The sequence below is a fragment of the Roseomonas populi genome (genome assembly GCF_024594815.1).
Lineage (GTDB): Bacteria > Pseudomonadota > Alphaproteobacteria > Acetobacterales > Acetobacteraceae > Roseomonas > Roseomonas populi.
Genome location: NZ_JANJOU010000002.1, coordinates 234,656 through 259,742 on the forward strand (window position 1 = coordinate 234,656; position 25,087 = coordinate 259,742).

24 protein-coding genes are annotated in these 25,087 nt (G+C 72.0%); 11 read left to right on the forward strand and 13 right to left on the reverse strand.

The genetic code is table 11. The features are described from left to right. Positions 1-10: 10 nt before the first annotated feature. From NRP21_RS04100 to NRP21_RS04110, 3 genes are all read right to left on the reverse strand, one after another. Complete coding sequence (locus NRP21_RS04100) at positions 11-1,033, reverse strand: ABC transporter substrate-binding protein (RefSeq protein WP_257714905.1); 1,023 nt, start codon at positions 1,031-1,033, stop codon at positions 11-13. Between the two features lie 91 nt (positions 1,034-1,124). Then, a complete protein-coding gene (locus NRP21_RS04105) occupies positions 1,125-2,000 on the reverse strand; it encodes a transglutaminase family protein (RefSeq protein ID WP_257714906.1) in 876 nt (291 codons plus the stop codon). After that, positions 1,997-4,456 (reverse strand): circularly permuted type 2 ATP-grasp protein, encoded by a 2,460-nt coding sequence (locus NRP21_RS04110; protein WP_257714907.1) that lies wholly within the window; start codon positions 4,454-4,456, stop codon positions 1,997-1,999. Before NRP21_RS04110 ends, NRP21_RS04105 begins: the two co-directional genes overlap by 4 nt. Positions 4,457-4,660: 204 nt before the next feature. On the opposite strand from NRP21_RS04110, the gene NRP21_RS04115 reads away from it, so the two are divergent. Genes NRP21_RS04115 through NRP21_RS04150 form a run of 8 tightly spaced genes read left to right on the forward strand, consistent with a single transcriptional unit; the run spans position 4,661 to position 9,822 of the window. Further along, positions 4,661-5,671 (forward strand): ABC transporter substrate-binding protein, encoded by a 1,011-nt coding sequence (locus tag NRP21_RS04115; RefSeq protein WP_257714908.1) that lies wholly within the window; start codon positions 4,661-4,663, stop codon positions 5,669-5,671. A 56-nt stretch (positions 5,672-5,727) separates the two neighbouring features. After that, entirely contained in the window at positions 5,728-6,186 is a 459-nt protein-coding gene (locus NRP21_RS04120; protein ID WP_257714909.1) for a hypothetical protein, read from the forward strand. Continuing rightward, positions 6,174-6,437: a monovalent cation/H+ antiporter complex subunit F gene (locus NRP21_RS04125; RefSeq protein WP_257714910.1), complete on the forward strand. Its 264-nt coding sequence runs from the start codon at positions 6,174-6,176 to the stop codon at positions 6,435-6,437. Before NRP21_RS04120 ends, NRP21_RS04125 begins: the two co-directional genes overlap by 13 nt. Further along, on the forward strand, positions 6,434-6,718 hold the full coding sequence (locus tag NRP21_RS04130; protein ID WP_257714911.1) for a monovalent cation/H(+) antiporter subunit G: 285 nt from the start codon (positions 6,434-6,436) through the stop codon (positions 6,716-6,718). Before NRP21_RS04125 ends, NRP21_RS04130 begins: the two co-directional genes overlap by 4 nt. Continuing rightward, positions 6,715-6,966, forward strand: coding sequence for a Na(+)/H(+) antiporter subunit B (locus NRP21_RS04135; protein ID WP_257714912.1), 252 nt, complete (start codon positions 6,715-6,717; stop codon positions 6,964-6,966). The genes NRP21_RS04130 and NRP21_RS04135 overlap by 4 nt, the downstream gene beginning before the upstream one ends. Then, positions 6,963-7,724, forward strand: coding sequence for an MnhB domain-containing protein (locus tag NRP21_RS04140; protein ID WP_257714913.1), 762 nt, complete (start codon positions 6,963-6,965; stop codon positions 7,722-7,724). Before NRP21_RS04135 ends, NRP21_RS04140 begins: the two co-directional genes overlap by 4 nt. After that, positions 7,721-8,065 carry a sodium:proton antiporter gene (locus tag NRP21_RS04145; RefSeq protein ID WP_257714914.1) on the forward strand — a complete coding sequence of 115 codons (345 nt, stop codon included), beginning with the start codon at positions 7,721-7,723 and terminating at the stop codon, positions 8,063-8,065. Before NRP21_RS04140 ends, NRP21_RS04145 begins: the two co-directional genes overlap by 4 nt. Further along, positions 8,062-9,822: a complex I subunit 5 family protein gene (locus tag NRP21_RS04150; RefSeq protein WP_257714915.1), complete on the forward strand. Its 1,761-nt coding sequence runs from the start codon at positions 8,062-8,064 to the stop codon at positions 9,820-9,822. The genes NRP21_RS04145 and NRP21_RS04150 overlap by 4 nt, the downstream gene beginning before the upstream one ends. Before the next feature lie 7 nt (positions 9,823-9,829). On the opposite strand, the gene NRP21_RS04155 is transcribed toward NRP21_RS04150, so the two are convergent. The 3 genes from NRP21_RS04155 to NRP21_RS04165 all read right to left on the reverse strand — a co-directional run bounded on the left by NRP21_RS04155 (position 9,830) and on the right by NRP21_RS04165 (position 13,846). Then, positions 9,830-10,543 (reverse strand): metallophosphoesterase, encoded by a 714-nt coding sequence (locus tag NRP21_RS04155; RefSeq protein WP_257714916.1) that lies wholly within the window; start codon positions 10,541-10,543, stop codon positions 9,830-9,832. 61 nt (positions 10,544-10,604) lie between these two features. Further along, positions 10,605-11,300: a ligase-associated DNA damage response endonuclease PdeM gene (gene pdeM, locus NRP21_RS04160; RefSeq protein WP_257714917.1), complete on the reverse strand. Its 696-nt coding sequence runs from the start codon at positions 11,298-11,300 to the stop codon at positions 10,605-10,607. After that, a complete protein-coding gene (locus tag NRP21_RS04165; protein WP_257714918.1) occupies positions 11,297-13,846 on the reverse strand; it encodes a ligase-associated DNA damage response DEXH box helicase in 2,550 nt (849 codons plus the stop codon). The genes pdeM and NRP21_RS04165 overlap by 4 nt, the downstream gene beginning before the upstream one ends. A 76-nt stretch (positions 13,847-13,922) precedes the next feature. Here NRP21_RS04165 and rmuC point away from each other — a divergent pair, with 76 nt between their 5' ends. Next, positions 13,923-15,320, forward strand: coding sequence for a DNA recombination protein RmuC (gene rmuC, locus NRP21_RS04170; protein ID WP_257714919.1), 1,398 nt, complete (start codon positions 13,923-13,925; stop codon positions 15,318-15,320). A 57-nt stretch (positions 15,321-15,377) separates the two neighbouring features. Beyond that, positions 15,378-16,763 carry an amidohydrolase gene (locus NRP21_RS04175; protein ID WP_257714920.1) on the forward strand — a complete coding sequence of 462 codons (1,386 nt, stop codon included), beginning with the start codon at positions 15,378-15,380 and terminating at the stop codon, positions 16,761-16,763. Positions 16,764-16,803: 40 nt separating this feature from the next. On the opposite strand, the gene NRP21_RS04180 is transcribed toward NRP21_RS04175, so the two are convergent. The 3 genes from NRP21_RS04180 to NRP21_RS04190 all read right to left on the reverse strand — a co-directional run bounded on the left by NRP21_RS04180 (position 16,804) and on the right by NRP21_RS04190 (position 19,949). Then, positions 16,804-17,781, reverse strand: a complete 978-nt coding sequence (locus NRP21_RS04180) for a Bug family tripartite tricarboxylate transporter substrate binding protein (RefSeq protein ID WP_257714921.1) — start codon at positions 17,779-17,781, stop codon at positions 16,804-16,806. Between the two features lie 92 nt (positions 17,782-17,873). Continuing rightward, on the reverse strand, positions 17,874-19,154 hold the full coding sequence (locus NRP21_RS04185) for an alpha-hydroxy acid oxidase (protein ID WP_257714922.1): 1,281 nt from the start codon (positions 19,152-19,154) through the stop codon (positions 17,874-17,876). A 90-nt stretch (positions 19,155-19,244) separates the two neighbouring features. Beyond that, complete coding sequence (locus NRP21_RS04190; RefSeq protein ID WP_257714923.1) at positions 19,245-19,949, reverse strand: winged helix-turn-helix transcriptional regulator; 705 nt, start codon at positions 19,947-19,949, stop codon at positions 19,245-19,247. Between the two features lie 134 nt (positions 19,950-20,083). On the opposite strand from NRP21_RS04190, the gene NRP21_RS04195 reads away from it, so the two are divergent. Continuing rightward, the gene (locus NRP21_RS04195; protein WP_257714924.1) at positions 20,084-21,250 is read left to right on the forward strand and encodes an acyl-CoA dehydrogenase family protein; all 1,167 of its coding nucleotides are present in this window, start codon (positions 20,084-20,086) and stop codon (positions 21,248-21,250) included. Here the strand turns inward: NRP21_RS04195 and pcaB are convergent. From pcaB to pcaDC, 4 genes are read right to left on the reverse strand one after another with little or no spacing between them, the layout of a single operon-like run. Continuing rightward, positions 21,247-22,596: a 3-carboxy-cis,cis-muconate cycloisomerase gene (gene pcaB, locus NRP21_RS04200; protein WP_257714925.1), complete on the reverse strand. Its 1,350-nt coding sequence runs from the start codon at positions 22,594-22,596 to the stop codon at positions 21,247-21,249. The two genes, NRP21_RS04195 and pcaB, sit on opposite strands and share 4 nt — an antisense overlap. A 1-nt stretch (position 22,597) precedes the next feature. Further along, positions 22,598-23,206, reverse strand: a complete 609-nt coding sequence (pcaG, locus tag NRP21_RS04205) for a protocatechuate 3,4-dioxygenase subunit alpha (protein WP_257714926.1) — start codon at positions 23,204-23,206, stop codon at positions 22,598-22,600. Further along, positions 23,199-23,921: a protocatechuate 3,4-dioxygenase subunit beta gene (pcaH, locus tag NRP21_RS04210; protein ID WP_257714927.1), complete on the reverse strand. Its 723-nt coding sequence runs from the start codon at positions 23,919-23,921 to the stop codon at positions 23,199-23,201. The genes pcaG and pcaH overlap by 8 nt, the downstream gene beginning before the upstream one ends. Then, entirely contained in the window at positions 23,918-25,081 is a 1,164-nt protein-coding gene (pcaDC, locus tag NRP21_RS04215; RefSeq protein WP_257714928.1) for a bifunctional 3-oxoadipate enol-lactonase/4-carboxymuconolactone decarboxylase PcaDC, read from the reverse strand. Before pcaDC ends, pcaH begins: the two co-directional genes overlap by 4 nt. Positions 25,082-25,087 lie beyond the last annotated feature (6 nt).

The following is a 25,087-nucleotide window of genomic DNA, read 5'->3' on the forward strand; positions in this document are numbered from 1 at the left end:
CAGCTCGGGATCAGCCGAGCATCCGCTCCGCCTGGGGCGGCAGGAAGCGGTCGGTGAACAGGTCCGCGAACTTCGGCGGGTTGGAGACGCCGTAGGCCTCCGCATTCACCTTGATCAGCAGCTCGCCGCGCGCCTGGTCCAGCACGCCCGTGCCGCCCGCCTTCACGTTCGGTGTCAGGATGGAGCGGTCGCGGGTCATGAACCAGCGGCGCTTCTCCAGCGCCTCGTCGAAGAGGGACTCGCGCTTCTTGAGGGAGGCCATGGCCGCGTCCGGCTCCGCCAGCAGCAGCTTCAGCCCGGCGATGGAGGACTTCACGAAGTTCGCCGCCACCTGCGGGTTCTTCTCCAGCCAGTCCGCGCGGGCGACGACGGCCGAGCCGTAGATGTCCAGCCCGTTCTCCGCATAGGGCCAGGCGACGATGTCGTCCTCCTTCGTGCCGAGGCCGACGAGGTTGAAGTAGGTGGTGAACAGGAAGCCCGTGACGGCATCCACCTGGCCCTGGGCCAGCATGGTGTCGCGCAGGTTCGGCGCCATGCTCGTCCACTTCACCGAGGCGGCGTCGATGCCCGCCACGTTGGCGAAGGCGGGGAAGAGCATGCGGCTGCCCTCGCCCTCGGGCGCGCCCAGGCGCTTGCCGGCCACGCCTTTCGGCGTGGAGATGCCGCTCTTCTTCAGGGTGATCAGTGCCGCCGCCGTGCGGTCCAGCACCTGGTAGATTGAGACGATCTTCTTATCGGGATTCTCGGCGTTGAACTTCACCATCGTGGAGACGTCGGTGTAGCCAATGTCGTAGGCGCCGGAAGCGATCTTCACCGTGGTGTCGCCGGAGCCGAAGCCGCGGTCCATCCGCAGGTTGATGCCGTTCTGCCGGAAGATGCCCCGGTCATCCGCCAGGGAGAACATGCCGTGGTTCCCCTGCAGCGCCCAGTCCAGGCAGAAGCGCAGCGGCGCCTGGGCCATGGCCGGGCGAATGGCGGGCAGCGCGAGCCCGGCGGCACCGGCCGCGAGGAGAGATCGGCGGGAAAGGGTCATGTTCGGCGTTCTCCGATGGTCGTGGCGCCAGTCCTCGGGCGCAGTCCGCGCGCCCATGCAGGAACGGTGCCGCGCCGGCCCGCCGGGCCCTTCAGCCGGAAACCGGCTCCGCCTCGTCCATGTCCACGCCGACCGAGACGGAGTGCTGCCCGCCCCCGAGGATGATCCCGAGCAGCGGCGAGACGTCGCCGAAATCGCGGCCCCAGCCGAGCACCACGTGCTCCTCCGCCACGAAAAGGCTGTTGGTCGGGTCCATCTCCACCCAGCCGATACCCTCGCCGAGCCAGGCGGCGACCCAGGCATGGGACTGGTCCGCGCCGACGCGGCGCACGCCCCCCGGCGGCGGACGGGTGCGGATGTAGCCAGAGACGTAGCGCGCGGGGATGCCGAGCATCCGAAGCCCGGTGATCATCAGGTGCGCGAAGTCCTGGCAGACGCCCGCCTTGCGGCGCAGCACCTCCTCCACCGGCGTGGAGACGGTGGTGACGCCTGAGCGGAAAGCCATGCTCCCGCGGAAGGCCGCGATCATCTCCATCACTGCCTCCCCGGCCGGGCGCCCGGGGGTGAAGTGCGGGGCAAAGAAAGCGCGCGCCCCTTCCACGGGCGGCAGGGCGGGGCTGGGGAAGAGGAACTCGGCCACGTCCGGGCGGCGCAGCGCAGCCTCCCGCAGGCCGTCCCAGGCAGGGGTGGCGGCGGGCAGGGGAGGCGGCGGCGTCACCTCCACCACGAACTCCGCCGTCACGGTGAAGCGCGCGTGCGGCCGGTCCAGGTAGAGCCAGGCAGTGGCATTGCCGAAGTGGTCCGGCGCCTCCGCGCGCCGGGCCGGGGCGGGGTCGCAGGACAGGCCGGCGCGCAGCACGCGCTGCCGCCCTTCCAGCGGCCGCGGCAGCAGGTGGAGAAGGTGCGTCGCCATCTCCACCGGGGATTCGTAGTTGTAGGCGGTGACGTGCCGGACCTTGTAGATCACGCCGCCCCCCTCTCGGCCGTGTCCACCCCCAGCAGGCGCGGCGCGGCAATCAGGGTGAAGTAGCGCCGGCCGATCGCGTCCGACAGGTCGCCCACCGTGTCCTTCAGCGCCAGCAGCCGGCCGGAGAGGCCGTTCGCCGCCTGCGCCGGCTCGGCCGCCCGCGTCACCTCGGCCACCATGGCCTCCGCGTCCTGGCGCAGGCGGCGGGCGCCGGCGGAGAGGCTTGGCTCGCCGCCACCCTCGACCCCGGTCAGCAGGATCTCGGCGGCGGAGAGCTGGAACGCCAAGCCGCGGGGATTGGCAGGGTCCGCCATCACCAAGTCCAGGGCCGGTGCCGGCTGCAGCACGTGGAGGTAGCGCGTGCGATAGGTGATGACGGAATCGCAGAGCTCCAGCGCGAGGGCGAGGGCGCTCTCCACCCGCGCCGGCGGCTCCGCCAGCAGGTGGCCCAGCAGGGCGGAGACGCTGACGCCGCGCTCCAGCCGCCGCCCGAGGTCGAGGAAGCTGTGGGCGCCCCCGCGCACCATATTCTCGGCCGCCACCCCCGCGACACCGGAGGCGTAGCGCACCAGCCCGCCGAGCGCGGCACCCAGCGCGGCCGGGTTGTCGGCGGCCAGGAGAGCGGCGCGGGATTCCCGCAGGGGCACGGTGAAGGCGGCGTGCATGTCGCCTGTCAGCCGGTCCCGGGTCGCCTCCACCAGCCGCGCCACCTCCCCGGTCAGCCGGTGCAGCCTGCCGCCCTCCCGCCCGGCGCGCGTCAGCGCGCGGCGCAGCGCGGCATCCTCGCCGGAGGTCGGCCGCTCCTCCTCCGTGATCAGCCGGGCGTCCTGCAGGCAGCGGGCGAGGGCGGAGACCTCCGCCGCGTCGTGCGGCAGCATGGGGGCGCGGTCCAGCCGCGCCAGGGTGGCGCGCATCAGCCGGGCGGAATCGTCCAGCCGCTCCACGTAGCGGCCGAGCCAGAAAAGGTTGTCCGCGACGCGCGAGGGAAGGTCTCCGGAGGCGCGGCGGATCGCCAGGGCCGGAAGGCTCAACGGCCCCGGCCCGCGGATCTCCGCCCGGTCCTCCGAGAGGACCCAGACATCCTTGCAGAGTGGCGTGGGCCTGCCATCCCCATCCGCCACCCGTGCCAGCCCGCCGGGAAGGCAGCGCCAATCCTCGCCGTCATGAAGCAGGAACATGCGGAGCACCACCGGGCGGGGCGCCAGCCCTTCTCCGGAAAGGGACGGCGCGACGGAGGGCGACATGCACCGCACGGCACACCAGGCGCGCGGATCCGCCTCCGGCCCGGCACCTTCCGGCACGCCCCTCACGGCGGGGCGCAGCGCGAAGGCGTCCGGCGTGGCCGCCACCCGGGCGCGGGCGCCCGGATCGCCCAACCAGAGCGTCTCGCGGGAGGAGAGGGACAGGGCCTCGCCCAGCAAGGCCATCGAGAGCGCGGGCAGGAAGGCCCGCAGCCCCGGCGCCTCGGCCAGCCCGGCGCCGGGATGGTTGTGCACGGCCAGTGTGCCGGCCCGCATGGCATCCAGCAGGCCCGGAACGCCCAGCGCCGTGCGCCCGCCCAGTTCCAGCGGGTCCAGCAGGGCCCCCTCGACGCGGGAGAGCAGCAGGCGCACGGGCTGCAGCCCGCGCAGGGTCTTGAGAAAGAGGGCGCCGCCCCGCGCCGTCAGGTCGCCCGCCTCGGCCAGGGCGCAAGATAGGTCGCGCGCCAGGGTGACGTGCTCGGCCCAGGCGCGATGGCCGACGCCGGGGGTCAGCAAGGCTACCGTGGCGGGCCCGGAGGGGCCGGCGCCGGCCGCGCGGTGCAACAGGTCGCGCCAGGCGTCCAGGAAGGGGTGCAGCGGGCGCATCCGGGCGGCCCGGGTGCACTCGGGAAGGGTGCGGGCCATGTGGGCGCGGTTCGTCAGCGCCTGGGCCACCCCTTCCATCGCCACCAGCCGGTCCGCGGTGACATGCCACTGGCCGTCCGGCCCGCGCAGCAGGTCCGCCGCGTAGCCGTGCAGGAAGCGGGGCTTGCCGGCGCCGGGCCGGGGGTCGCGGCAGGGGCGGAGGAAGGCGGGATTGGGGAAGACCAGCTCCGGCGGCAGCAGGCCCTCGGCGAGGAGGCGCTGGGGGCCGTACAGGTCTGCCAGGACCCTCTCCAGCAGGCGGGCGCGCTGGGCCAGCCCGGCCGACAGCGCCTCGAAGCCCGCGGCGTCCAGCACCAGCGGCACGGGATCCAGCCGCCGTGCCCTGTCGCCAGGGACGGCGGCGGGCAGCAGCCCGGCCGAGCCTTCCTCCTCGAAGGCGCGGTCCAGGCGCTGGGCCCGCTGGGCGAGCTCCCCCTCGGGCATGCTGCAGATCGCACCGAGCAGGCCGCTCCAGTGCGCGCGGACACGGCCGCGCCCGTCGACCATCTCGTCCGGTGCCGTCCCGCGCGGGGCCGCCGTGTCAGGAGGGGGTGAAGCGGCGACGTCCATGCCGGGTGGATTGGCCTCTCAGGTGGGAGCGGGGCGGGAAGGGCGCGCAGCATAGCGGCCGACGCGCGGGGGAATAGCCTTGGTTAAGGGGGCGCGGGAAGGCCGCGCTTCCGCCCGGTGGGGTGGCGTGCCATCAAGCGCGGATCGCGCATCGTCGCGGGCATGGGGCCCGCGCGCGGAACCGGCCTTCGAAGGGGACCCGCCATGGGCACCAAGTACCGCATCGACCGACGCCGCCTCCTTGCAGGCGGCTCCGCCCTGGTCCTCGTCCCCGGGGGCAGGGCCTCGGCCCAGACCCTGGACAAGGTGGTGTTCCAGACGGACTGGCGCGCCCAGGCCGAGCACGGCGGGTACTACCAGGCAGTGGCTGCCGGCATCTACCGCAAGTACGGGATCGAGTGCGACCTGCGCCAGGGCGGCCCGCAGCAGAACCCCGCACAGATGCTGGTGGGCGGGCGCGCGGACATGATCATGTCCAACCCCTTCCAGGCGCTGAACTACGCGCGGGACGGCATGCCTTTCCTCTGCATCGGCGCGGTCTTCCAGAAGGACCCGGTGATCCTCATGACCCACGAGGAGGCGGGGATCGAGAGCTTCGAGAAGATGAAGGGCAAGCCCATCAGCATCAGCGCCGCGGGGCGCGTGACGCACTGGCCCTTCCTGCGCAGCCGCTTCGGGTTCGACGACAGCCAGATCCGCCCCAAGACCGCAGGGCTCCAGGGCTACATGGCGAACAAGGAGGCGATCTGGCAGGGCTTCGTGTCCTCCGAGCCCTTCTCCGCCATGAAGGAGGGCGCGCGGCCCCGCGTCCACCTCCTCGCCGATGCCGGCTACGAGGCCTACAACACGACGATCGACGTCTCCGCGCGGATGGTCGCTGAGCGGCGCGACGTGGTGCAGCGCTTCATCGACGCGACGATGGAGGGTTGGACCGAGTACATGAAGGGCACCGACGTCGCCGCCGCGAACGCCCTGATCAAGAAGCACAACCCGGAGATGCCGGACGACCTGCTGGCCTATGGCCTGCGCGCGATGAACGAGCGCGGCATCGTCCGCTCCAACGAGGCGCTGACGCTCGGCGTTGGCGCCATGACGCATGAGCGCTGGGACCGCTTCTACGGCATCATGCGGGAGACGGGCGTGTACCCGGCGGGGCTGGACATCCGGCGCGGCTACTCGCTGGAGTTCGTGAACCGGAAGGTCGGCATCGGCTGAACCTCGCCGGAAACCCGGACCGTGCCGCCGAGTTGGGGGCACGGGAAGGGGATGCCATGATGCTGTGGCGCTGGGCTTTGCTGTCGGGGGCCTATCTGCTCATGGCCGGGCAGGTGCAGGGGGCCGAAATCGTCGTCGCCGTGGTCGGTGGCGGCGCGGCGGCATGGTTCTCTCTGGCGCTCCGGCGCTGTGCCCCGAAGGCCTTCTCCTTCCGCGCCGTCCGCTGGCGCGCCTTCGCGGGGCTGCCCGCGACGCTGGCCAGGGAAACGGCATCGGTCGCCGCCGCCCTACTGGGCTCCTTGTCACCAGGAAGCAGGGCACGGGGCTCGGTCGGTGGCCAACCCTTCGAGCAGGGCGCCGATATGCCTGAGGAAAACGCCCGGCGCGCGCTCTCCGTGCTCGGCCTCTCCCTCGCACCGAACGGCTTCGTGCTGGACGAGGCGGCGCCCGGCGCGCTGCCGCTGCACCGCCTCTCGCCCCAGCCGGCGGCGCCGGACCGGCGGTGGCCGTTGTGACCGGGCTCTGGCTGGCGGCGACGGCGGCACTCCTCCCGCCCTTCGCGCTCGCGGCCCTTCTCGCCCTGCGCGGCTCGGCCGGCACAAGGCTGGTCGCGGCGCAGCTCGCCTCTTCCATCGCCGTGCCGCTCCTAGTCGCGATGAGCTACGCCTTCGACCAGCCCTCGATCGCGGACCTGCCGCTCACCCTCGTGCTCCTCACCCTGCCTGGCACGCTGCTGATGGCTGTTTTTCTGGAGCGCTGGCTTTGACGGAAGCTTTGGTAGGCGCCCTCCTCGCCGCGATGGTAGCGGCGGCCTGGCTGGCCGCGGCGGGCGCCGCCCGGCTGCGGGGGCCGTTGAACAGGCTGCACGCCGTCGCCTTCGTGAACATCGCCTGTGGGCTTCCCCTGGCCGTTGCCGCCTTTGTCACGGACGGCGCCTCCGCCCGCGCGCTGAAGGTGGCCGCGATCGTGCTGCTGAGCTGGCTTGTCGGCGCCGCCACCTCTCACGCCACCGGCCGCGCGCTGGTCAAGCGGGAGGAAGCACGATGACGCCGCTGCTGGCCGGGCTCCTCCTTCTCGTCGCGGCGACCGGTGCCGGGGTGGTGCTGACCCGCCAGCCGCGCCGGCAAGTGATGGCGATGGCCGCGAACGGGTTGGCGCTGACGGTGCTCTTCACAGCGCTGCAGGCGCCGGATGTCGCCTTCTCCCAGCTCGTGGTCGGAACGGCGGCCGTGCCGCTGCTCTTTCTCGCCGTGCTCGCCAGCATCCGGCTCCACCGGCCGGAGGAGAAGGAATGAGCCCGCGCGCGCGCGGCATCCTCGCCACCTTGGCGGCCCTGGCGCTGGCGCCGGGCGCGCTAGCCGTGCTGCGGGCCATGCCGGCCTTCGGCGACCACCCGCTGCCCTACGGCGATGCCGTGAACCGCATCGCTCCCGCCGAGCGCATCGTCTCCAACATGGTCACTGCCGTGAACTTCGACCTGCGCGGCTTCGACACGCTGGGCGAGGAGGTCATGCTGCTCGCTGCCGTGGTGGGAACGGTGGTCGTGCTGCGCGGCTCGCGCGGGGAGGGGGTGGGGGATCGCCCGGCCACCTGCGGCGACCGGCCGATCCCGCCGCGGTCGGAAGCGGTGGTACTGCTCTGCCGGATCATCGCGCCGCTGACGCTTCTCTACGGCCTCTATGTCGTGCTGCACGCGCAGCTCACGCCCGGGGGAGGCTTCCAGGGCGGGGCGATCATCGGTTCCGGTTTGCTCCTGGTTTGGGTGGGCGAGGGCTACAACGCTTGGCGGCGGCTGGTTCCCGGCGTGGTGCTGCACGCGCTGGAGGGTGGCGGCGCCGGGCTCTACGCGCTGATGGGGTTCGGCGCGATGCTCACGGGCGCGGCCTTCCTGACCAATGTTCTGCCGCTCGGCGAATGGGGTTCGATCCTGTCCGGCGGTGTCATCCCCGTCGTGAATTTCGGCGTCGGCTTGGCGGTGTCCGGAGCCTTCGGGATGCTTTTCCTGGAATTTCTGGAGGAGACCCGCGAGCCGAAGGATGGGGAAGAGCCGTGAGCGCGCTGCCCTGGTTGGTCGCCCTCTGGCTCTTCGCCATCGGCTTCTACGGCATGATGACGAGCCGGCACTACGTGCACCTCATCGGATGCCTCAGCGTAATGCAGTCCGGCACCTATGTGCTGCTGCTGGCCGCGGGCTTCCGCTGGGGGGCCGGCCCGCCGATCTTCTCCGACCACCCGCCCGGCACGCCCGCCGTGGATCCGGTGGTGCAGGCCCTGGTGCTGACGGACATCGTGGTGGGCGCCGCCGTCACGGCGCTGCTGCTCGCCCTCGCCCTGCAACTCCATAAGCGGCGTGGCACGCTCGATCCCGAGGAACTGAAGCCGATGCGGCGATGAGCTCCGCCCTCCCGCCGCTGGCCGCCGCCGGGCCCATCCTCGTCGCCGCCATCCTGCTCGCCCTCGGGCACCATCTGCCCCGGAGGAGCGCGGACATCGTGGCGGTCCTGACCGCGCTGGCAGTCGTCGGGCTTGGCGTGCTGATGGCCACGCGGACCGGTAACGGGGCGCTTCTGCACTGGTTCGGCGGCTGGTCACCGCGCGACGGCCTACCCATCGGCATCGCCTTCCAGGCGGACCTAGCGGGGTCCGCCATGGTGGCGCTTGTCGGTCTGCTCTTCGCCGCCTCCTTCGTCTTCGCCTGGGGCTTCTTCGAGGAGGTGGGGGTGCAGTTCCACGTCCTCATGCTCGTCTTCATGGCGGCCATGTGCGGCTTCTGCCTGACGCGGGACCTGTTCAACCTCTTCGTCTGGTTCGAGGTGATGAGCGTCGCGGCCTTCGCGCTCACCGCCTACCGGCTGGAGGCTTCGGCGCTAGAGGGCGCGCTGAACTTCACCGTCACCAACTCGCTCGGCTCGCTCATGATGCTCGCGGGGATCGGGCTGCTCTATGCCCGTCTTGGCCGCCTCGACATGCTCGCGCTGGGCGAGGAAGCGGCGCGGGCGGCGGGGGATCCGGTGATCCCCGGCGCCTTCTGCCTCCTGGCCGCTGCATTGCTGATCAAGGGCGCCACCGTGCCCTTCCACCTCTGGCTCGCCGACGCGCACGCGGTCGCGCCCTCACCGGTTTCGATGGTGTTCTCCGGCGCGATGGTCGCGATGGGCGTCTTCGGCCTGGCGCGCCTGACCTGGACGATCTTCGCGCCGGTGGCAGAGGTGACGGCAGCCCTGCACGCGGTGATCCTATGGCTCGGCGCCGCCGCCGCCGTGCTGGGCGGGATGCTCTGCCTGGGGCAGAGGCACGTGAAGCGGATGCTCGCCTTCTCCACCGTCTCCCATACCGGCATCCTGCTGATGGGCGTTGCGCTGCTCTCGGCAGAAGGTCTCGCGGGGACGCTGGCCTACTTGGTCGGGCACGGGCTGGTAAAGGGGGCGCTCTTCGCCCTGGCCGGCGTGCTCATGGCCCGGCTTGGCGGCATCGATGAGATCGGGCTGCGCGGCCGTGGGCGGGAGATCTGGCCCGCGGGCCTCGCCTTTGCCGCCGGTGGCTTGCTCCTCGCCGGCCTTCCGGTCGGCCTGATGGAGGAGGGCACGAAGCTGCTGGACGCGGCTGCGGGCTCGGAGCCCTACCCTTGGGTGATCCTGGCCGTGCCGATCGGTGCCGGGCTGACGGGCGCTGCCGTGCTGCGCGCGACCGGCCGCATCTTCCTGGGCTGGGGTGAGGTGAAGGGAGAGGAGGAGCACGCCCCTTCAGAGGACGAGGCAGAGAAGGCGAACCGGCCCCTGCCGCTCATGCTCGCGCCCGTGGTCGCGATGCTGCTGCTGGCGGCGTTACTGCCCGCCCATCTCGCGGCCGAGGTGGCGCAGCACGCCGCGACGGGAATGATGCAGCCGGGCATCACCCCGGCTTCCGTCTCGGGTGGGGAGGTGCCGCAGCACCTGCCGCTGGGCTTGCTCGGGCTCGGCCTCGCCCTGCTGATCGCGGGTTGGCACCTCGGGCGCAGCCGCCTGCCCACGCTCCTCTCCGAGGGGGTGGAGGCGGTGTCCGCGCCAGTTTTCGCAGGGCTGGAGCGGCTGCATAGCGGGCTGATCGGGGACGAGCTGGCCTGGATCCTTGCCGGCCTCGCGCTGCTCTCGCTGGGGATATGGTTCGCCTGAAGGCGGCCTACCAGGGCAGGTCCACCCAGGAGAGGTGGCCGCCCTTGCCGGCGCCCGTGTCCATGAACACCGCCGCGCCGCCCCCGGCACCGAGCTGCATGTAGGGGCGGCCGTCGCTGCTGCGCACCTCGTGCCCGCAGTAGATGGTGAAACCCTGGGGAATGCGGTCCACCCAGTCGTGCAGCCGCTCGGGAAAGCCGTCCTCGCGCATCCGGCTCGTCACCTGGCCAAACAGCGCACGGGGGACCAGACCTTCCGGCTTCCGCGCGCCGGCGTCCGGCGGGGGCGGCGCGTGCAGCATGCGCGGATGGAAGCCGCCATGGACGAAGAGGCGCTGGTCGATCCGCAGCCAGGCCGGGGCCCGGCCGATCTCCTCCACGGCGCGGCGGCGGAGCGTCTCCGCATCGGCCGCCGCGCCGATCTGCTCCAGCGTGCGCCCCAGCCCGTTCGGCTCGATCCGCAGCGAGGCGCCCTCCAGCGCGCGGCGCAGCTTGTGGTCGTGGTTGCCCAGCATGAAAAGGCCGTGGCCCGCCGCCCGCAGGGTGAAAGCGCGCCGCAGCACCCCCGGCCCGTCCGGCCCGCCATCCGTCAGGTCGCCGAGCTGGATGACGAAGAGCCGCTCCTCGGCCGCACCCTCCACGGCGGCGTGGAAGGCCTCGGCGTCGCCATGGACATCGCCGACGACGCGGATCCCCTGGAAGCGGGCGCGAATGTCCCTCAAGCCGTGCCCTCCTCCCCCGTGGCAGGGGGGCGGGCGGCGCGCGCGGTCCACCCGGGGCCGGTCATGCCACGGGCTCCGGGCGCCGGCGCATCGGGGCCATCGGCACGCTGAAAAGCCGGTCTGGCCCGAGGAGGAACACCCGCCCGCCGCGAGGGAACAGGCCGCCCAAAGCCGGGTCCCGCACGTCCAGCCCGCCGGTATAGGCGCCGAAGGCCGGCAGGATCACCCGGCGGGCATCGGTGGCGAAGCACGGGCGGGATATCCCGCCGGCCCGCGTCATCAGCGTGGCCTTGGGGTGGAAATGGCCGCTCATCTCGCCCTGCGCGCGCGGATCGGCCTCGTGCCGAAAGGTAAGGGGGCCGTCCTCCAGCGTCTCCACCGCCGTGCCGGGCAGGCCGCGCGGCGCCACGGGATCATGGTTGCCGAGCACCCAGACCACCTCCTCCACCGAGGCGAGGATGCGCTGCAGGGTGGCGCAGTCGGCCGGCGCCATGCGGTCGCATCCCATGGGGTCGTGGAAGCTGTCGCCCAGCAGCACCAGCCGGGCCGGCCCGTAGCGGCGGACCGCCAGGGCGAGTTTCGAGAGCGTCTCCCGCGTGTCGTAGGGCGGCACGAAACGCCCGCGCACGGCGAAGTGGCTGCCCTTCTCCAAGTGAAGGTCCGAAACGATCAGCGTGCGCCGCGCCGGCCAGGACACGACGCCCGCGGGGTCGAGCATCAGCCGCTCGCCCGCCAGATGAAGGGGGGCGGGGGTCAAGAGGCCAGGCCCTTGGCGCTGCGGATGAAGCGGCGCGGCGGCGGGCGGCGCTTCCGGTCCTGTCGTCGGGGGCGATCCACCACGCCTGAACGCACGCGGACGCCCTCCGTCACCTCCGCCAGCACGTCCGCGAAGTGCTCGGCGCCGTCCGTCGCCTGCTCCACCAGGGCAGCGGCCTCGGCCAGCAGCGCGTCCTCCGCGCCGCCCGCCACCCATTCGCGCCCCTCCTCGATCAGGGCTGGGACGGCGAGGGGGGAGACGCGGTCCAGCCGGCGTACGCGGACGGCGCCCTGCACGCGGGCCAGCAGGGTGGCGATGCGGGAGACGTCGGTCAGGCCGTGGGCCGCCTCGGCCCTCGTCGCGCGGAGGAGGATGTGGTCGGGCTCGTGTTTGCGCAGCACGTCGTAGATCAGGTCCGAATTCATGGTCATCTGGCGGCCGGACTTCTCCTGCCCGGGGTGATTCTTCTCGATCAGCCCGGCGATCGTCGCGATGTTGCGGAAGGTGCGGCGGAGCATGGAGCTCTCCGCGATCCACTCCTCCAGCTCCTCGCCGAGGATATCCTCCTCGAACAGCCGCTCCGGGTCCGTCGGCTCGAAGGCGGACCAGGTGGCCAGCACGTAATCCGTGCCGAGGTAGCCCATCGGCGCGAAGCCCAGCCGTTCCATCCGCTTGGTGACGAGCATCCCGAGCGTCTGGTGCGCCAGCCGCCCCTCGAAGCAGTAGGCGACCATGAACCAGCGTCCGCCCTTGGGGAAAACCTCGATCAGCATCCCGTCCCGCTGCGGCATCTCGGACCGGCGCTGCTGCAGGCGCAGCCAGTCCCGCACGGGATCCGGCAGGGCACGCCAGCGGCGCGGCTCCGCCAGGATGGAGCGCACGCGGAAGGAGAGGTTGGTGGAGAGCGGCAGTCGTGCCCCGGCATAGGCGGGCACGCGCGGATCACCCTCTCCCCCGCGGGAGACGACCATAGTGAGGGCGTCGATCCCCTCATAGCGCAGGGTCTGCCCGGCGAAGATGAAGCTGTTGCCCGGTTCCAGCGTGGAGGCGAACCATTCCTCCACCTCGCCCAGTACGGGCCCGCCGCGCAGGCGCACCTTGATCATCGGCGTATCGACGATGGTGCCGAGGTTCATTCGGGCCTGCCGCGCCACGCGCAGGTCGCGCACATGCACCAGCCCCTCGGAATCCGTGAACAGGCGGCGGAAGCGCTCATAGGCGCGCAGGGCGTAGCCGCCATCCTCCACGAAGCGCAGCACGTCGTCGAAGTCGCGGCGGGAGAGGGTGGAATAGGCCCCGGCCCGCGACACCTCGGCGTAGAGGTCGTCCGGGTGGAAGGGTGCCTGGCAGGCCATGGCCAGGATGTGCTGCGCCAGCACGTCCAGCCCACCCGGCCGGGGCGGATCGCCGTCCAGCTCGTGGGCGCGCACCGCCTCGGTGGCGGCCACACACTCGATCACCTCGAAGCGGTTCGCCGGTACCAGCACGGCCTTGGATGGCTCGTCCATCCGGTGGTTGGCGCGGCCGATGCGCTGGAGCAGGCGGGAAACGCCCTTCGGCGCGCCGACATGGATCATCTGGTCCACCGCGCCCCAGTCGATGCCCAGGTCCAGCGAGGCGGTGGCCACCACGGCGCGCAGCTTCCCCGCCGCCATGGCCGCCTCCACCTTCCGGCGCTGCGAGATTTCCAGCGAACCGTGATGGAGGGCGATGGGCAGGTTCTCGTCGTTGATCTTCCAGAGGGCGGCGAAGATCAGCTCCGCCTGGGCGCGGGTGTTCACGAATACGATCGTCACCCCCGCCTCCCGGATGCGGGCCAGCACGCCCGGGGCGGAGGCGATGCCCATGTGCCCGCCCCAGGGCAGGTGCCCTTCCGGCAGCATGAGGCTCATGTCAGGCTCCGCCCCGCCCCGGCCGACCACCAGCCGCACATCCTCCGCCCGGGCCGTGGGAGAGAGCCAGGCGCGCAGCGCCTCGGGATGCGCCACGGTGGCGGAGAGGCCGACCCGGCGCAGCCCCGGCGCCAGCACGTCCAGCCGGGCCATGCAGAGGGAGAGCTGGTCACCCCGCTTGGTGCCGGCCATGGCGTGGGCCTCGTCCACCACCACGCTCCGCAGCCCCGCGAAGAGCTCCGGCGCCTCGGGATTGGCCAGGAGGACGGCGAGGCTCTCCGGCGTGGTCAGCAGGATGTGCGGCGGGGTCTCGCGCTGCCGGGCACGGCGGTTCTGGGGGGTATCGCCTGTCCGGGTCTCGATGCGGATGGGCAGGCCCATCTCGCTCACGGGGTCCATCAGGTTCCGCGCGATGTCCACCGCCAGCGCCTTCAGCGGCGAGACATAGAGCGTGTGCAGCCCTTCCCGCGGCGCCTCGTGCAACTCCAGCAGGCTTGGCAGGAAGCCCGCCAGGGTCTTGCCGCCGCCCGTCGGGGCGATGAGCAGGGCGCTCTCCCCCGCTCGCGCGGCCTTCCAGAGGGCCAGCTGGTGGGGGCGTGGGGTCCATCCGCGCGCGGCGAACCATCCCGCGAAGGGTTCCGGCAATGTTCCCATGGGCCCCCGGTATATGGCATGGATTTGACGGAGCGCGAGAGCCGCCCCGCAAACCAATGAGTCGAAAGCTTTTCGGATGGCCGAACTGAGCCCGATCCTGCCCATCATCCTGGCCGGCCTGGCGCTCCTCGGGGTGGCGGCGCTTCTGCTGCGCCGGGGCGGCGGGAGCGGGGAGGCGCTCGCCGTGCTCTCCGCCAAGCTGGACGCGCTGGGGGCAGCGCAGGAACGGGGGGCGGCCACCGCGGCCGAGCGCGCCGCCGCCGCGGAGCGCGTGCTGGCCGACCGGCTGGCCGAATCGCGGCTTGCGACCGAGGCGGCCCTGGCCGCCCAGCGTGAGCGGCTGGGCGCCACTGAGCAGGCCCTGGCCGACCGCCTCTCGGAGGCCACGCGCGCCATGGCTGATGCCCTCGCGGCCCAGGGTCTGGCAGTGGCAAATTCCAGCGCCGCCCAGAACGAGCGCCTCGCCGCCTCCTCCCTCGCGCTGACGGAGACGCTGGCCAATGCCCTCTCCGCCCAGAACGAGAGGCTGGCGGCGCAGGAGAAGACGCTCGCGGACCGGCTGGCCGCGTCCCAGGAGGCGCTCGGCGCCGCTGTGGCTGCCCAGAACGAGCGCCTGGGGCGGGTGCTGAACGAGAACGCCCTGAAAGCCGAGGAGACGGCCGGCAAGATCCACGAGCGGCTGGCGGTGATCGACGCGGCCCGCGCCAACATGGAGGCGCTGGGCGCGCAGGTGGGGAGCCTGGCCCAGATCCTCGGCAACAAGCAGTCCCGCGGCGCCTTCGGCGAGGTGCAGCTGCGCCAGATCGTGGAGGACCGCCTGCCGCCGGACGGCTTCTCCTGGCAGCACACCCTGGCGAACCGCACGCGCTGCGACGTGCTGATTCGCCTGCCCAACCCGCCCGGCCCGATCGCCGTGGACAGCAAGTTCCCGCTGGAGGCCTGGCTGGCCGCCCGCGACGCGGCCGATGATGCCGCCCGCATCGCCGCGACCAAGCGCTTCGCCGCCGACGTGACCCGCCACGTGGACGACGTGGCCGGCAAGTACATCTGCCCCGGCGAGACAGCCGAGGGCGCGCTGATCTTCGTGCCCAGCGAGGCGATCTACGCCGACCTGCACGCGGCCCACGCGCCGGTGGTGGACCGGGCGGCGCGGATGGGCGTCTACATCGTCTCGCCCAGCACCATGTGGGCCGTGCTGGGCACCATGCGCGCCCTGATGCAGGACGTGCGGATACGGGCGGAGGCCGGGCAGATCAAGGCCCAGGTCGCGGAGCTGGTAAAGGATGTGGGCCGGCTGGACGACCGCGTGACGAAGCTGCGGAAGCACTTCGCGGACATGCAGGTGGATGTGCAGCAGATCGAGATCACCACGGGCAAGATCGCGCGCCGGGGCGTGGCGATCGAGGCGGTGGAGCTGAGCGACTCCCCCGTCATCTCCTCCTCCGGCGGGCTGCTGGCGCCTGCGGCCGACTGACTTCCGCCCTGCGCGGGTCTAGAACGGGGCCGAGGATCGCCCCAGGGAGTGCCCGCCATGTTCAGCCGCAAGAGCCCCGCCCAGCCGCTCCGGGCCGAGGCCGTCAGCCCCACCCGGCGCGGCCTCCTGGCACTCGCCTGCGTCTGCTGCGCCCTGCCGCGCCTGGCGGCCGCGGCACCTGCCGTGACGGCGGGCGCCGCGCGCCCGATCCACGCGAAGCTGGACGCGGCCGCGAAGGCGATCGAGGAGCGGATGATCGCCTGGCGCCGGGACATCCACCAGAACCCGGAACTGGGAAACCAGGAGCGCCGCACCGCGGCCCTTGTGGCCGCCCATCTCCGCGGTCTCGGCTACGAGGTGCGGGAGGGCGTGGCCGTGACCGGCGTGGTGGGCGTGCTGCGCGGTGGCGCAGGGGATGGCCCGGTGGTGGCCCTGCGCGCGGACATGGACGCGCTGCCCGTGGCCGAGCAGGTAGACCTTCCCTTTGCCTCCAGGGCCCGCACGCAGTGGGGTGGGGAGGAGGTGGGCGTGATGCATGCCTGCGGGCATGACTGCCACGTCGCCATCCAGATGGCCGTGGCCGAGGTGCTGGCCGCGCACCGGAACGAGATCCGCGGCACGGTGAAGCTGATCTTCCAACCCGCCGAGGAGAAGCTGCCGCTGGGCGAGATCGGCGGCGCGCGGCTGATGGTGCAGCAGGGCGTCATGGCGGACCCGAAGCCGGACGCCGTCTTCGGCCTGCACGTCGTGGCCGGCCTGCCCGTGGGGGAGTTGCGCTACCGCGCCGGCGCCGTGACGGCCAGCTCCGACGGCTTCCGCATGACGATCACGGGCAAGCAGACCCACGGCGCCATGCCCTGGGCCGGGGTGGACCCGGTGGTTTCTGGCGCGCAGATCGTGACGGCGATGCAGACCTTGGTGAGCCGCGAGACCGACATCACCCGCCAGGCCGCCGTGCTCAGTGTGGGCACGTTCCACGCCGGCACGCGCTACAACATCATCCCCGAGAAGGTGGAGATGTCCGGCACGCTCCGCACCTTCGACGAGGCGACGCGCCAGCGCATCATGGGGCGCCTGAAGGAGATGGCGGAGGGCATGGCCGCCAGCATGGGCGCGAAGGCCGAGGTGATCTGGGAGGCCAACGGCTACCCGCCCGTCCAGGCCGATACGGCGCTGGTGGAGCGCATGGCGCCGAGCCTCGCCCGTGTGGCCGGGGAGAAGGCGAGGGAGGGCGAGCGCAGCTCGGCCGGGGAGGATTTCTCCTACTTCGCCCAGGTCTCGCCCGGCATGTTCTTCATGGTCGGCATCGACGCGCCGGGCACCCAGGGCGCCGCGCCCAACCACTCGCCGCGCTTCCGGGTGGACGAGGCCGGGCTGATCACCGGGCTTCGCGCCATGCTGCACATCGTGGCGGACTACACGGGCAGCGGCATGCCGGCCTGAGATTGCGGGGCGGGGGAGGGTGATCCTCCCCCGGCCCGTCTCAGGCGGGCGTCATTCCGATCGCCTTCACCACCGGCTCCCACTTCTCGATCTCCGCGCCGAGCCAGGCGGCGGCCGTCTCGGGAGTCGTGTCCGAGCGCGGCTGGATCGTCATCTCCGTGAAGCGCTGCTGCACGCGCGCGTCCCGCACCACGGCGTTCGCCGCCTCGTTCAGCTTCCGCACGATGTCGTCCGGCGTGCCGGCGGGGGCGAAGAGCATGTGCCAGGTATAGGCCTCGTAGCCCGGCAGCCCGGCCTCGGAGAAGGTCGGCACATCGGGCAGCTGCGGCACCCGCTTCGCCGAGCTGATGGCCAGCCCCCGCGTCTGCCCGCGCCTCACGCTCTCCACCCCGTCGGAGGCGACGTTGAGGATCATGGTCAGGTTCCCGTTCAGCAGGTCCGGCATGGCGGGGGCCGAGCCGCGGTAGGGGACGTGGTTCATCTTCAGCCCGCCCGCCGCGTGCAGGAAAAGCTCGGTTGCCAGGTGCACCGCCCCGCCGGCGCCGGAACTGCCGTAGTCCATCCGCCCCGGCTTGTCCCGGACCATCGCGATCAGCGCCCGCAGGTCATCCGCCGGAACCTTGTTGTTGACCTGCAGCAGCATGGGGATGGTTCCCAGCAGCGCCACCGGCTGGAAATCCCGCACCGGGTCGAAGGAGAGATTGTTGAAGAGGACCCGCAGCACGGAGTGCGCCACGGTGCTGTAGAGGAAGGTGGCACCGTCCTTCGGCGCCTTCGCCACCATCTCCGTGCCCACCACGACGCCGGAACCCGTGCGGTTCTCCACCACCACGCGCTCCGGCAAGGCGTTGGAGAGCCCGTCCGCGATCAGGCGGGCGGCCACGTCCGTGGGCCCACCGGCGGCGAAGGGGCAGATCAGCCGGATGGGCTGCCTGGGCCAGGCCCCTTGTGCGCGGACGATGCGGGGCGCAGCCAGCCCGGCCGCGATGCCCAGGATGCCACGGCGCCGGATGCGCATGGTTTCTCCTCCCTCATCGGTGCTTGCCGCACCTTGTGGGAGGAGCGTGTCATCCCGCCGCGCCGGACTGCAAGGAAAAGGGCCGGGGAGGATCAGTCCTTCAGCGCGGCCGCCAACTCGGCCTTCGTCGGCACCCCCGCGACGCGGATCAGGTTCTCCACCCCGATCTCCCCCGGCGATTGCAGGCCGAGGAAGGCAACGTTGCGGTTCACCTCCGAGGAGAGCAGCTCGATTCCGTGCCGCACCCCGGCCTCCCCGCCCACCGCGGCGGCGTAAAGGAAGGGGCGGCCGACGAAGACGAAGTCCGCGCCCATGGCGAGCGCCTTCAGCACGTCCGTCCCCCGTCGAACGCCGCCATCCATCATCACGGTCATCCCGCCGGCCGCCGCCTTCACCTCCGGCAGGGCGCGGAAGGCGGAGATCGCGCCGTCCAGCTGCCGCCCGCCATGGTTGGAGACGATGACGCCGTCCGCGCCCTCCTCGGCGGCGCGGCGGGCGTCCTCCCCGGTCAGGATGCCCTTCACGACCAGCCGGCCCTTCCACTGGCGCCGGATCTGGGCGAGGTGCGTCCAGTTCAGGTGATCCCGCGCGCCGAAGTCGCGCTCCACGTGCTTGGCGATGATGGGCGCGCCGCGCGTGGCGTATGAGTTCTCGAAATGCGGCATGCCGTGGTGCCGCAAGGTGCGGAGCAGGGTGTTGAGAAGCCAGTGCGGGTGGGTGATCCCGTCCCAGGCCAGGCGCAGGTTCGGCTTGAGCGGCGTGGAGAAGCCGGTGCGGACGTTGTTCTCCCGGTTACCGAGCGTGGTGGTGTCCACCGTCAGCAGCAGCGTCCCGAAGCCCGCCTTCTGCACCCGGTCCACCAGCGCCTCGATCCGGGCGGGCTCGCCGGGCAGATAGGCCTGGAACCAGGCGCGGGGATACTCCTTCGCCACCTCTTCCATCCGGATGAGGGAGGATCCGCTCATGATCATCGGGATCCCCGCCTCCCGCGCCGCGCGCGCGAGGACGAGGTCGCCCCGATAGGCCATCATCGCGCTGATCCCCATCGGCGCGATGCCGAAGGGCGCGCCAAACTCCTCGCCGAAGAGGCTGGTCTTCATGCTGCGGCGGGAGACGTCGATCAGGTAGCGGGGCTTGAAGGCCCATTCCCCGAAGACGGTCCGGTTGTCCGTGCGGGAGGCATTGGTCTCCACCGCGCCGGCGATATAGCCGAAGAGCGGCCGCGGCAGGCGCCGCCGGGCCGCCTCCTCGAAGTCGTCCAGCGCCAGGATCGGCCGCAGCACGCGCGGCGTGTTCTTCGAGACTGTCCGATAGACGCTCTGGGCCGGGGGAGGGACGGGGGCCGCGGGTTGGATGGGGGTGCCGTCGGCCATGCCGTTATCCTCCGGTCGTGCGAAGCTGCTTTCCTCCAGTATCGGGGAGATGTGGGGAACGGGGTAGTCGCGGCCGGCCGATTTGGCGGCTCAGGACACCTGCCGGACCTCGGCCGCGAAGGGGCTGAGGCCGAGCCATTGCTGCATACTCCGCCGGATCCGCGTGTCGCCCTCCAGCTCCAGCTGGCCGGACTCCATCTCCCGCTGCACGGTGGTAATGCCCATCCAGATCGCCGTCATGCTCCGCAGGGGCGTGGTAACGAGCAGGTCCACGTCGAAGCCCGGGTCGTCCTTGCAGAGGTCCACCTCGCCCCGGTCGATGACCAGCCACCAGTTCCGCCGGCTCTCCGGAAGTTCGGGGTACTGGAAATGAATCGTGCAGCGCCGGGGAGGCAGGGGATCCGGCCTCAGGTTCCGGCGCATGTCCCACATCAGCAGGGAGGGATCGAGCTTGCGCAGGGAGAGCTGTGAGTCCACCCAGCGCTGCCCCCAGGCGCCCAGCCCCAGCACAATCGGGCGCAGGTCCTCTCCGGCCCGGGAGAGGTGGTATTCCGCCACGCCCCGGGGCCCCGGCCGCGGCTCGATCACCCCGGCCCGCTCCAGTTCCTTGAGGCGCTTGGAGAGCAGGGCGGGGGACATGCGCGGCAGCCCGCGGCGCAGGTCGTTGAACCGGGTGGAGCCGCAGAGCAGCTCCCGCACGATGAGGACGGTCCATCGCTGGCACAGGACCTCGGCCGCCATCGAGATCGGGCAGAACTGGCCGTAGCTACCGACATCATCCACGGAGGCGTGCATGGGGCCCTCCCGGTGCGGGTTCCTGCCCCGATCCTAGCGCCCTTCGGCGGCCAGCGCAGTACAGTTCGTGAACTGGAGGTAATTTCGATATCGGAGCAATCATTCCGGACAACCCAGTACGGAGGAGGACGTCCATGAGTGCTACGATCACCCCGGCCCCGGCCAGCGAAAGCCTGCCGAGGACGGCCGAAACCCCTGCCGCGCGGGCCCGGGAACTCCTGCCCCTGCTCTCGGCACAGGCCTCCGGCCATGACGAGGCGGACAGCTTCGTCGGGGAGAACTACGACCTGCTGAAAGGGGCCGGGCTCGTCGAGGCCGGCGTTCCGCGCGGGCTTGGCGGCGGCGGGGCCGGGATCCGGGAACTGGCCGAGATGCTCCGCATCCTCGCCCATGGGTGCAGCTCCACCGCGCTCGCCTTCTCCATGCACACGCACCAGGTGGCGGTCCCGGCCTGGCGATGGGAGCACCAGGGCGCGAAGCCCGTGGAGCAGCTGCTGCGCCGCGTGGCGGCGGAGCGGATCATCCTGCTCTCCAGTGGCGGGGCCGACTGGATCGCCGGCTCCGGCGAGGCCCGCCGTGTGGAGGGAGGCTACCGCATCTACGGGACCAAGACCTTCTCCTCCGGCTCCCCCGCCGGCGACCTGCTGATGACCGGTGCGGTGCTGCGGGAGGAGGAGGGCGATTCCGTCATCCACTTCGCCGCGCCGATGAAGGCGCCCGAGGTGCGCGTGCTGGACACATGGCGGGCCCTGGGGATGCGCGGCACGGGATCGAACGACGTGTTGATCGACGGTCTTTTCGTCGCCGACGCGCAGGTCTCCTTCAAGCGCCGGGCCGGCGAGTGGCACCCGGTGTTCCAGATCATCGCGACCATCGCCTTCCCGCTGATCTACGCGGTGTATCTCGGCGTGGCGGAGCGGGCGCGGGATATGGCGATTGCCGCCGCGAAGGCGCGCCGGCCGGGGGAGGACGCGCTGCTGCTCGCGGGGCGCATGGAAAACTCGCTGCGGGCAGCGAGGCTGGCCCATGACTGGATGCTGCGCGCGGCCGAGCGGAACGCGCCCGGCGAGGAGAGCGTGAACGATGTGATGACCGGTCGGGCCCTTCTCGCCGAGGCGGCGATCCGGACTGTGGAGCTGGCGATGGAGCTGGCGGGTGGTGCCGCCTTCCAGCGCAAGGCCGGGATCGAGCGGCTGTTCCGAGACGTGCAGGGCGCCCGCTTCCATCCGCTCCAGCCCTTGCCCCAGGCCCGGTACGCCGGGGCAATGGCCCTCGGCCTACCGGTGGCGCGGATCTTCTAGACTCCCGCCCGCGCCAGCACCCGGTCCACGAAGAGGCCGGCACTGCCGAGGTAGCTGGAAGGATCAGTGATCCGCGCGATCTCCCCAGCCGGCATCTCCCCCGTGACCCGTCCGTCGCGGGAAAGGGCCTCGGCGAGGGGGATCCGCTCCTCCAGCGCGACATCGCAGGCGTGGTGCACGGCATCGTGCGCCGCGCCGCGGCCGAGCTTCGGGGCCAGCCCCATCATGACGGCCTCCGCCATGATGGCGCCGCCGGTGGCATCCAGGTTGCGGCGCATCCGGGCGGCGTCCACCGTCATGCCCTGCGCGATCTGCCGCGCCTGGTCCAGCGCCCCGTGGGTGAGGAGCATCGCCTGCGGGATCGCCAGCGGCTCCGCCTGCCAGGGGCCGGTGCCGCGCTCATGGTCCAGCGCCATGGCGGACATCACCTGCGGCACCAGCGCGTGCACCCCGCGCGCCTGGGCCAGCACGTATTCGCAGGCAATCGGGTTGCGCTTCTGCGGCATGGTGGAGGAACCGCCGCGCCCCGCCTCGTGCGGCTCGAACACCTCGGCCACCTCGGTCTGCATCAGCAGCATCACGTCCGTCGCCATCTTGGACAGCGCGCCGCAGAGGATGCCGCACCAGCACACGGCCTCCGTCACCGTGTCCCGGGCGACGTGCCAGGGGATTTCCGGCACGGCGAGTTCCAGCTCCTTCGCCAGGGCCTCCGCCACCGCCGGGCCCTGTTCGCCGAGCGAGGCCAGCGTGCCCACGGCGCCGCCGAACTGCACGCGCAGCAGGCGCGGAAGCAGCGCGTCCAGCGTCTCCCGTGCGTTGAGCAGCGGGGCCAGCCAGACCGCGCACTTGTACCCGAAGGTCACGGGCAGCGCGTGCTGCAAGTGGGTGCGCCCGGCCATCACCGTGTCCCGGTGCTCCCGCGCGCGCGCGGCAAGCGCCGCGATGGTGGCATCCAGATCCCGGCGGATCAGGGCGAAGGCGTCGCGCAGGGCCAGCACCAGCGCCGTGTCCAGGATGTCCTGCGTGGTGGCTCCCCAATGGGTCCAGCGTGCCGCCTCCTCGCCCGCCAGGGCGCCGAGCTGCTTCACCAGGCCCACCACGGGATAGCCGGTGTTGCGCGTGGCCGCCGCCAGCTTCGGCAGGTCCAGCCGATCGGCCCGCGCGGCCTCCGTGATGGCCCGCGCGGCCTCCGCCGGCACGATGCCGAGTCCGGCCTCGGCGCGGGCCAGCGCCGCCTCCACGTCCAGCATGCGCTGGAGGAGCGCCATCTCTCCCACCGCGCTGCGCATGGCGTCCGTGCCGTAGAGGACGCCCCAGACCGTGGCGTCCGCGGGATTGACGCTCATGCTAGACGGCCATCCAAACGGTCTCGCCCTCGCCTTGCAGGCGGAGGTCCAGCGTCCACTCGCCCTCGCCGGCAGGCTTGGCGATGATCGTGCCCCGCCGCGCCTCCGGCACCGCCTTCAGCACGGGGTCGGTGGCGTTCAGCGCCTCCCCCTCGAAATACAAGCGGGTCGAGACGTGCTGCAGCAGCCCGCGCGCGAAGACCGCCAGCGCGATGTGCGGCGCCTGCATCAGGTTGCCGCCGGCATGCGGCCCTACCGGGACGGGGCCGGGCTTGAGGGTGACGAAGCGGAAGCGCCCCTGCTTGTCCGTCGCGCAGCGGCCATAGCCCTGGAAGGCCATCGGGTCGCCGTTCTGCTCGGGGTAGCGGCCGGCGGGATCGGCGTGCCAGATCTCCACCATCGCGTCCGTCACCAGCGCGCCGGTGCCGTCCCTCACCGTGCCGGTGACGGTGATGCGCTCCGCGCCCTCGGGCAGGGCGTCGGCGAAGTGGCGCGTCGTGTCCGCCCATTCCGGGAAGTCCACCAGATGCCAGTAGGGACCGGCAGTCTGGTGGGCGGAGGCGATCGTCGCCTCGGACGGCGCCAGCTCCGGGGTCACGGCGTCAGTCATGGTGGTTCTCCTCCATCGGCGTCGCGTCGCGCCCGCGCAGCACGATGTCGAAGCGGTAGCCCAGGGCGTGCTCGGGCTGGGTGATGTCCAGGTCGAAGGTGGAGACCAGGCGGTTGCGCGCCGCCTCGTCCGGCACGGTGTTGAAGATCGGGTCCAGCGGCAGCAGCGGGTCGCCCGGAAAATACATCTGGGTGATCATGCGCTGCGCGAAGCCCCGGCCGAACAGGGAGTAGTGGATGTGGTTCGGCCGCCAGGCATTCTGGTGGTTGCGCCAGGGATAGGCACCGGGGCGGATGGTGACATAGCGGTACCAGCCGTCCTCGTCCGTGAAGACGCGGCCCATGCCCCGGAAGTTCGGGTCGAGGGGAGCATCGTGGGTGTCGCCCTCGTGGTTGTAGCGCCCGGCAGCATTGGCCTGCCACACCTCTACCATGGCGTGGCGCACGGGGCGGCCATCCTCGTCCGTCAGCCGGCCGGCGACGATGATGCGCTCGCCCATGGCGTGGCCCGCGCCGTTCTCCAGCACCGTCAGGTCCGCCACCTCCGGGTAGCGGGCAGGGGTGAAGATCGGGCTGCTCGTCTCCGTCAGCGTGTGCGGCAGCTCCAGCAGCGGCTGCTGCGGGTGGCGCGCGCGCGTGCTGCCGTAGGCCGGGGAGTTCAGCGGTGGCTGATGGGCCGCGTTCGGGCGGCGATAGCCGTGGACGACCTCGCTCATGACGTCTTCTCCATTTCCGCCAGGATGGTCTTGGCGATCTTCAACGCGTGGTTGGCCACGGGCACGCCGGCATAGGCGCCGACCTGCAGCAGGACCTCCGCGATCTCCTCCGGCGTCACGCCGGTGTTCTTCGTGGCCCGCACATGCAGGCCGAACTCGCCCTCCCGCGCCAGGGCGGCAGTGACGGCGAGGGTGAGGAGGGAGCGCGTGTGGCGCGGCAGGCCCGGTCGCGTCCAGATCTGCCCCCAGACATTGCGGGTGATGTAGTCCTGGAAGGGCGCGTCCAGCGCGGTCACGGCGGACTGCGCGCGGGCGACATGGGCCTCGCCCAGCACCGCCTTGCGCACGGCGAAGCCGGCGGCCAGGGGATCATCGGCGGGAACAGGGGCGAGGTGCGCCTGCAGGGCCGCCGTCACCGCCTCCGCCGCCTCGAAGGTCGGGATATGGGCGAGGCCGGGCAGCACGGTCAGCGTGCTGCCGGGGATGGCGTCCCGGATCGCCTCCGCGGCGGAGACGGGAGAAGCCTGGTCCAGCTCCCCCACCACGACCGTCGCCGGGCCGCGCAGCCTGCCGAGCAGGGGTTCCGCGCGGGCGTCCCGCAGCGCCTCCGCGCCGGCGATGTAGCCCTCGGCCGGCGTTGCCAGCAGCATGGAGAGAAGCGCGCGGGAGGAGGGCAGGGCGGGGTCCACCACCCAGCGCGCGATCACCCCATCCGCGACCGAGGCCACGCCGCCCGCGCGTACCGCCTCGATGCGGGCTTCCCAGTTGGAGGCCGGGGCAAACTCCAGCGACGTATCCAGCAGGAAAAGGGAGAGCACGCGGTCCGGCCGCGCCGCCGCCATCTCCATCGCGATGCGGCCGCCGATGGAGATGCCCGCCACATGGGCCGCTTCGACGCTGAGCGCGTCCAGCACCGCGAAAGCGTCCTCCGCGAGGGCGGCCATGCTGCCCGTTGCGGAGGCCTGTCCGAGATCGTTGGATGTCAAACCATGTCCGCGCAGATCGACGCGGATGACGCGATGGGTCCTGGCCATGGCTTCCGCCTGGAGATCCCAGACATGCAGGCTCGTGCCGAGGCTGTGGAGCATGAGAAGGGGCGGGGCACCCGGCGGGCCTTCGACCCGCACATGCACCGCCATTCCGCGTAGCGCGATGAACATCCGGCC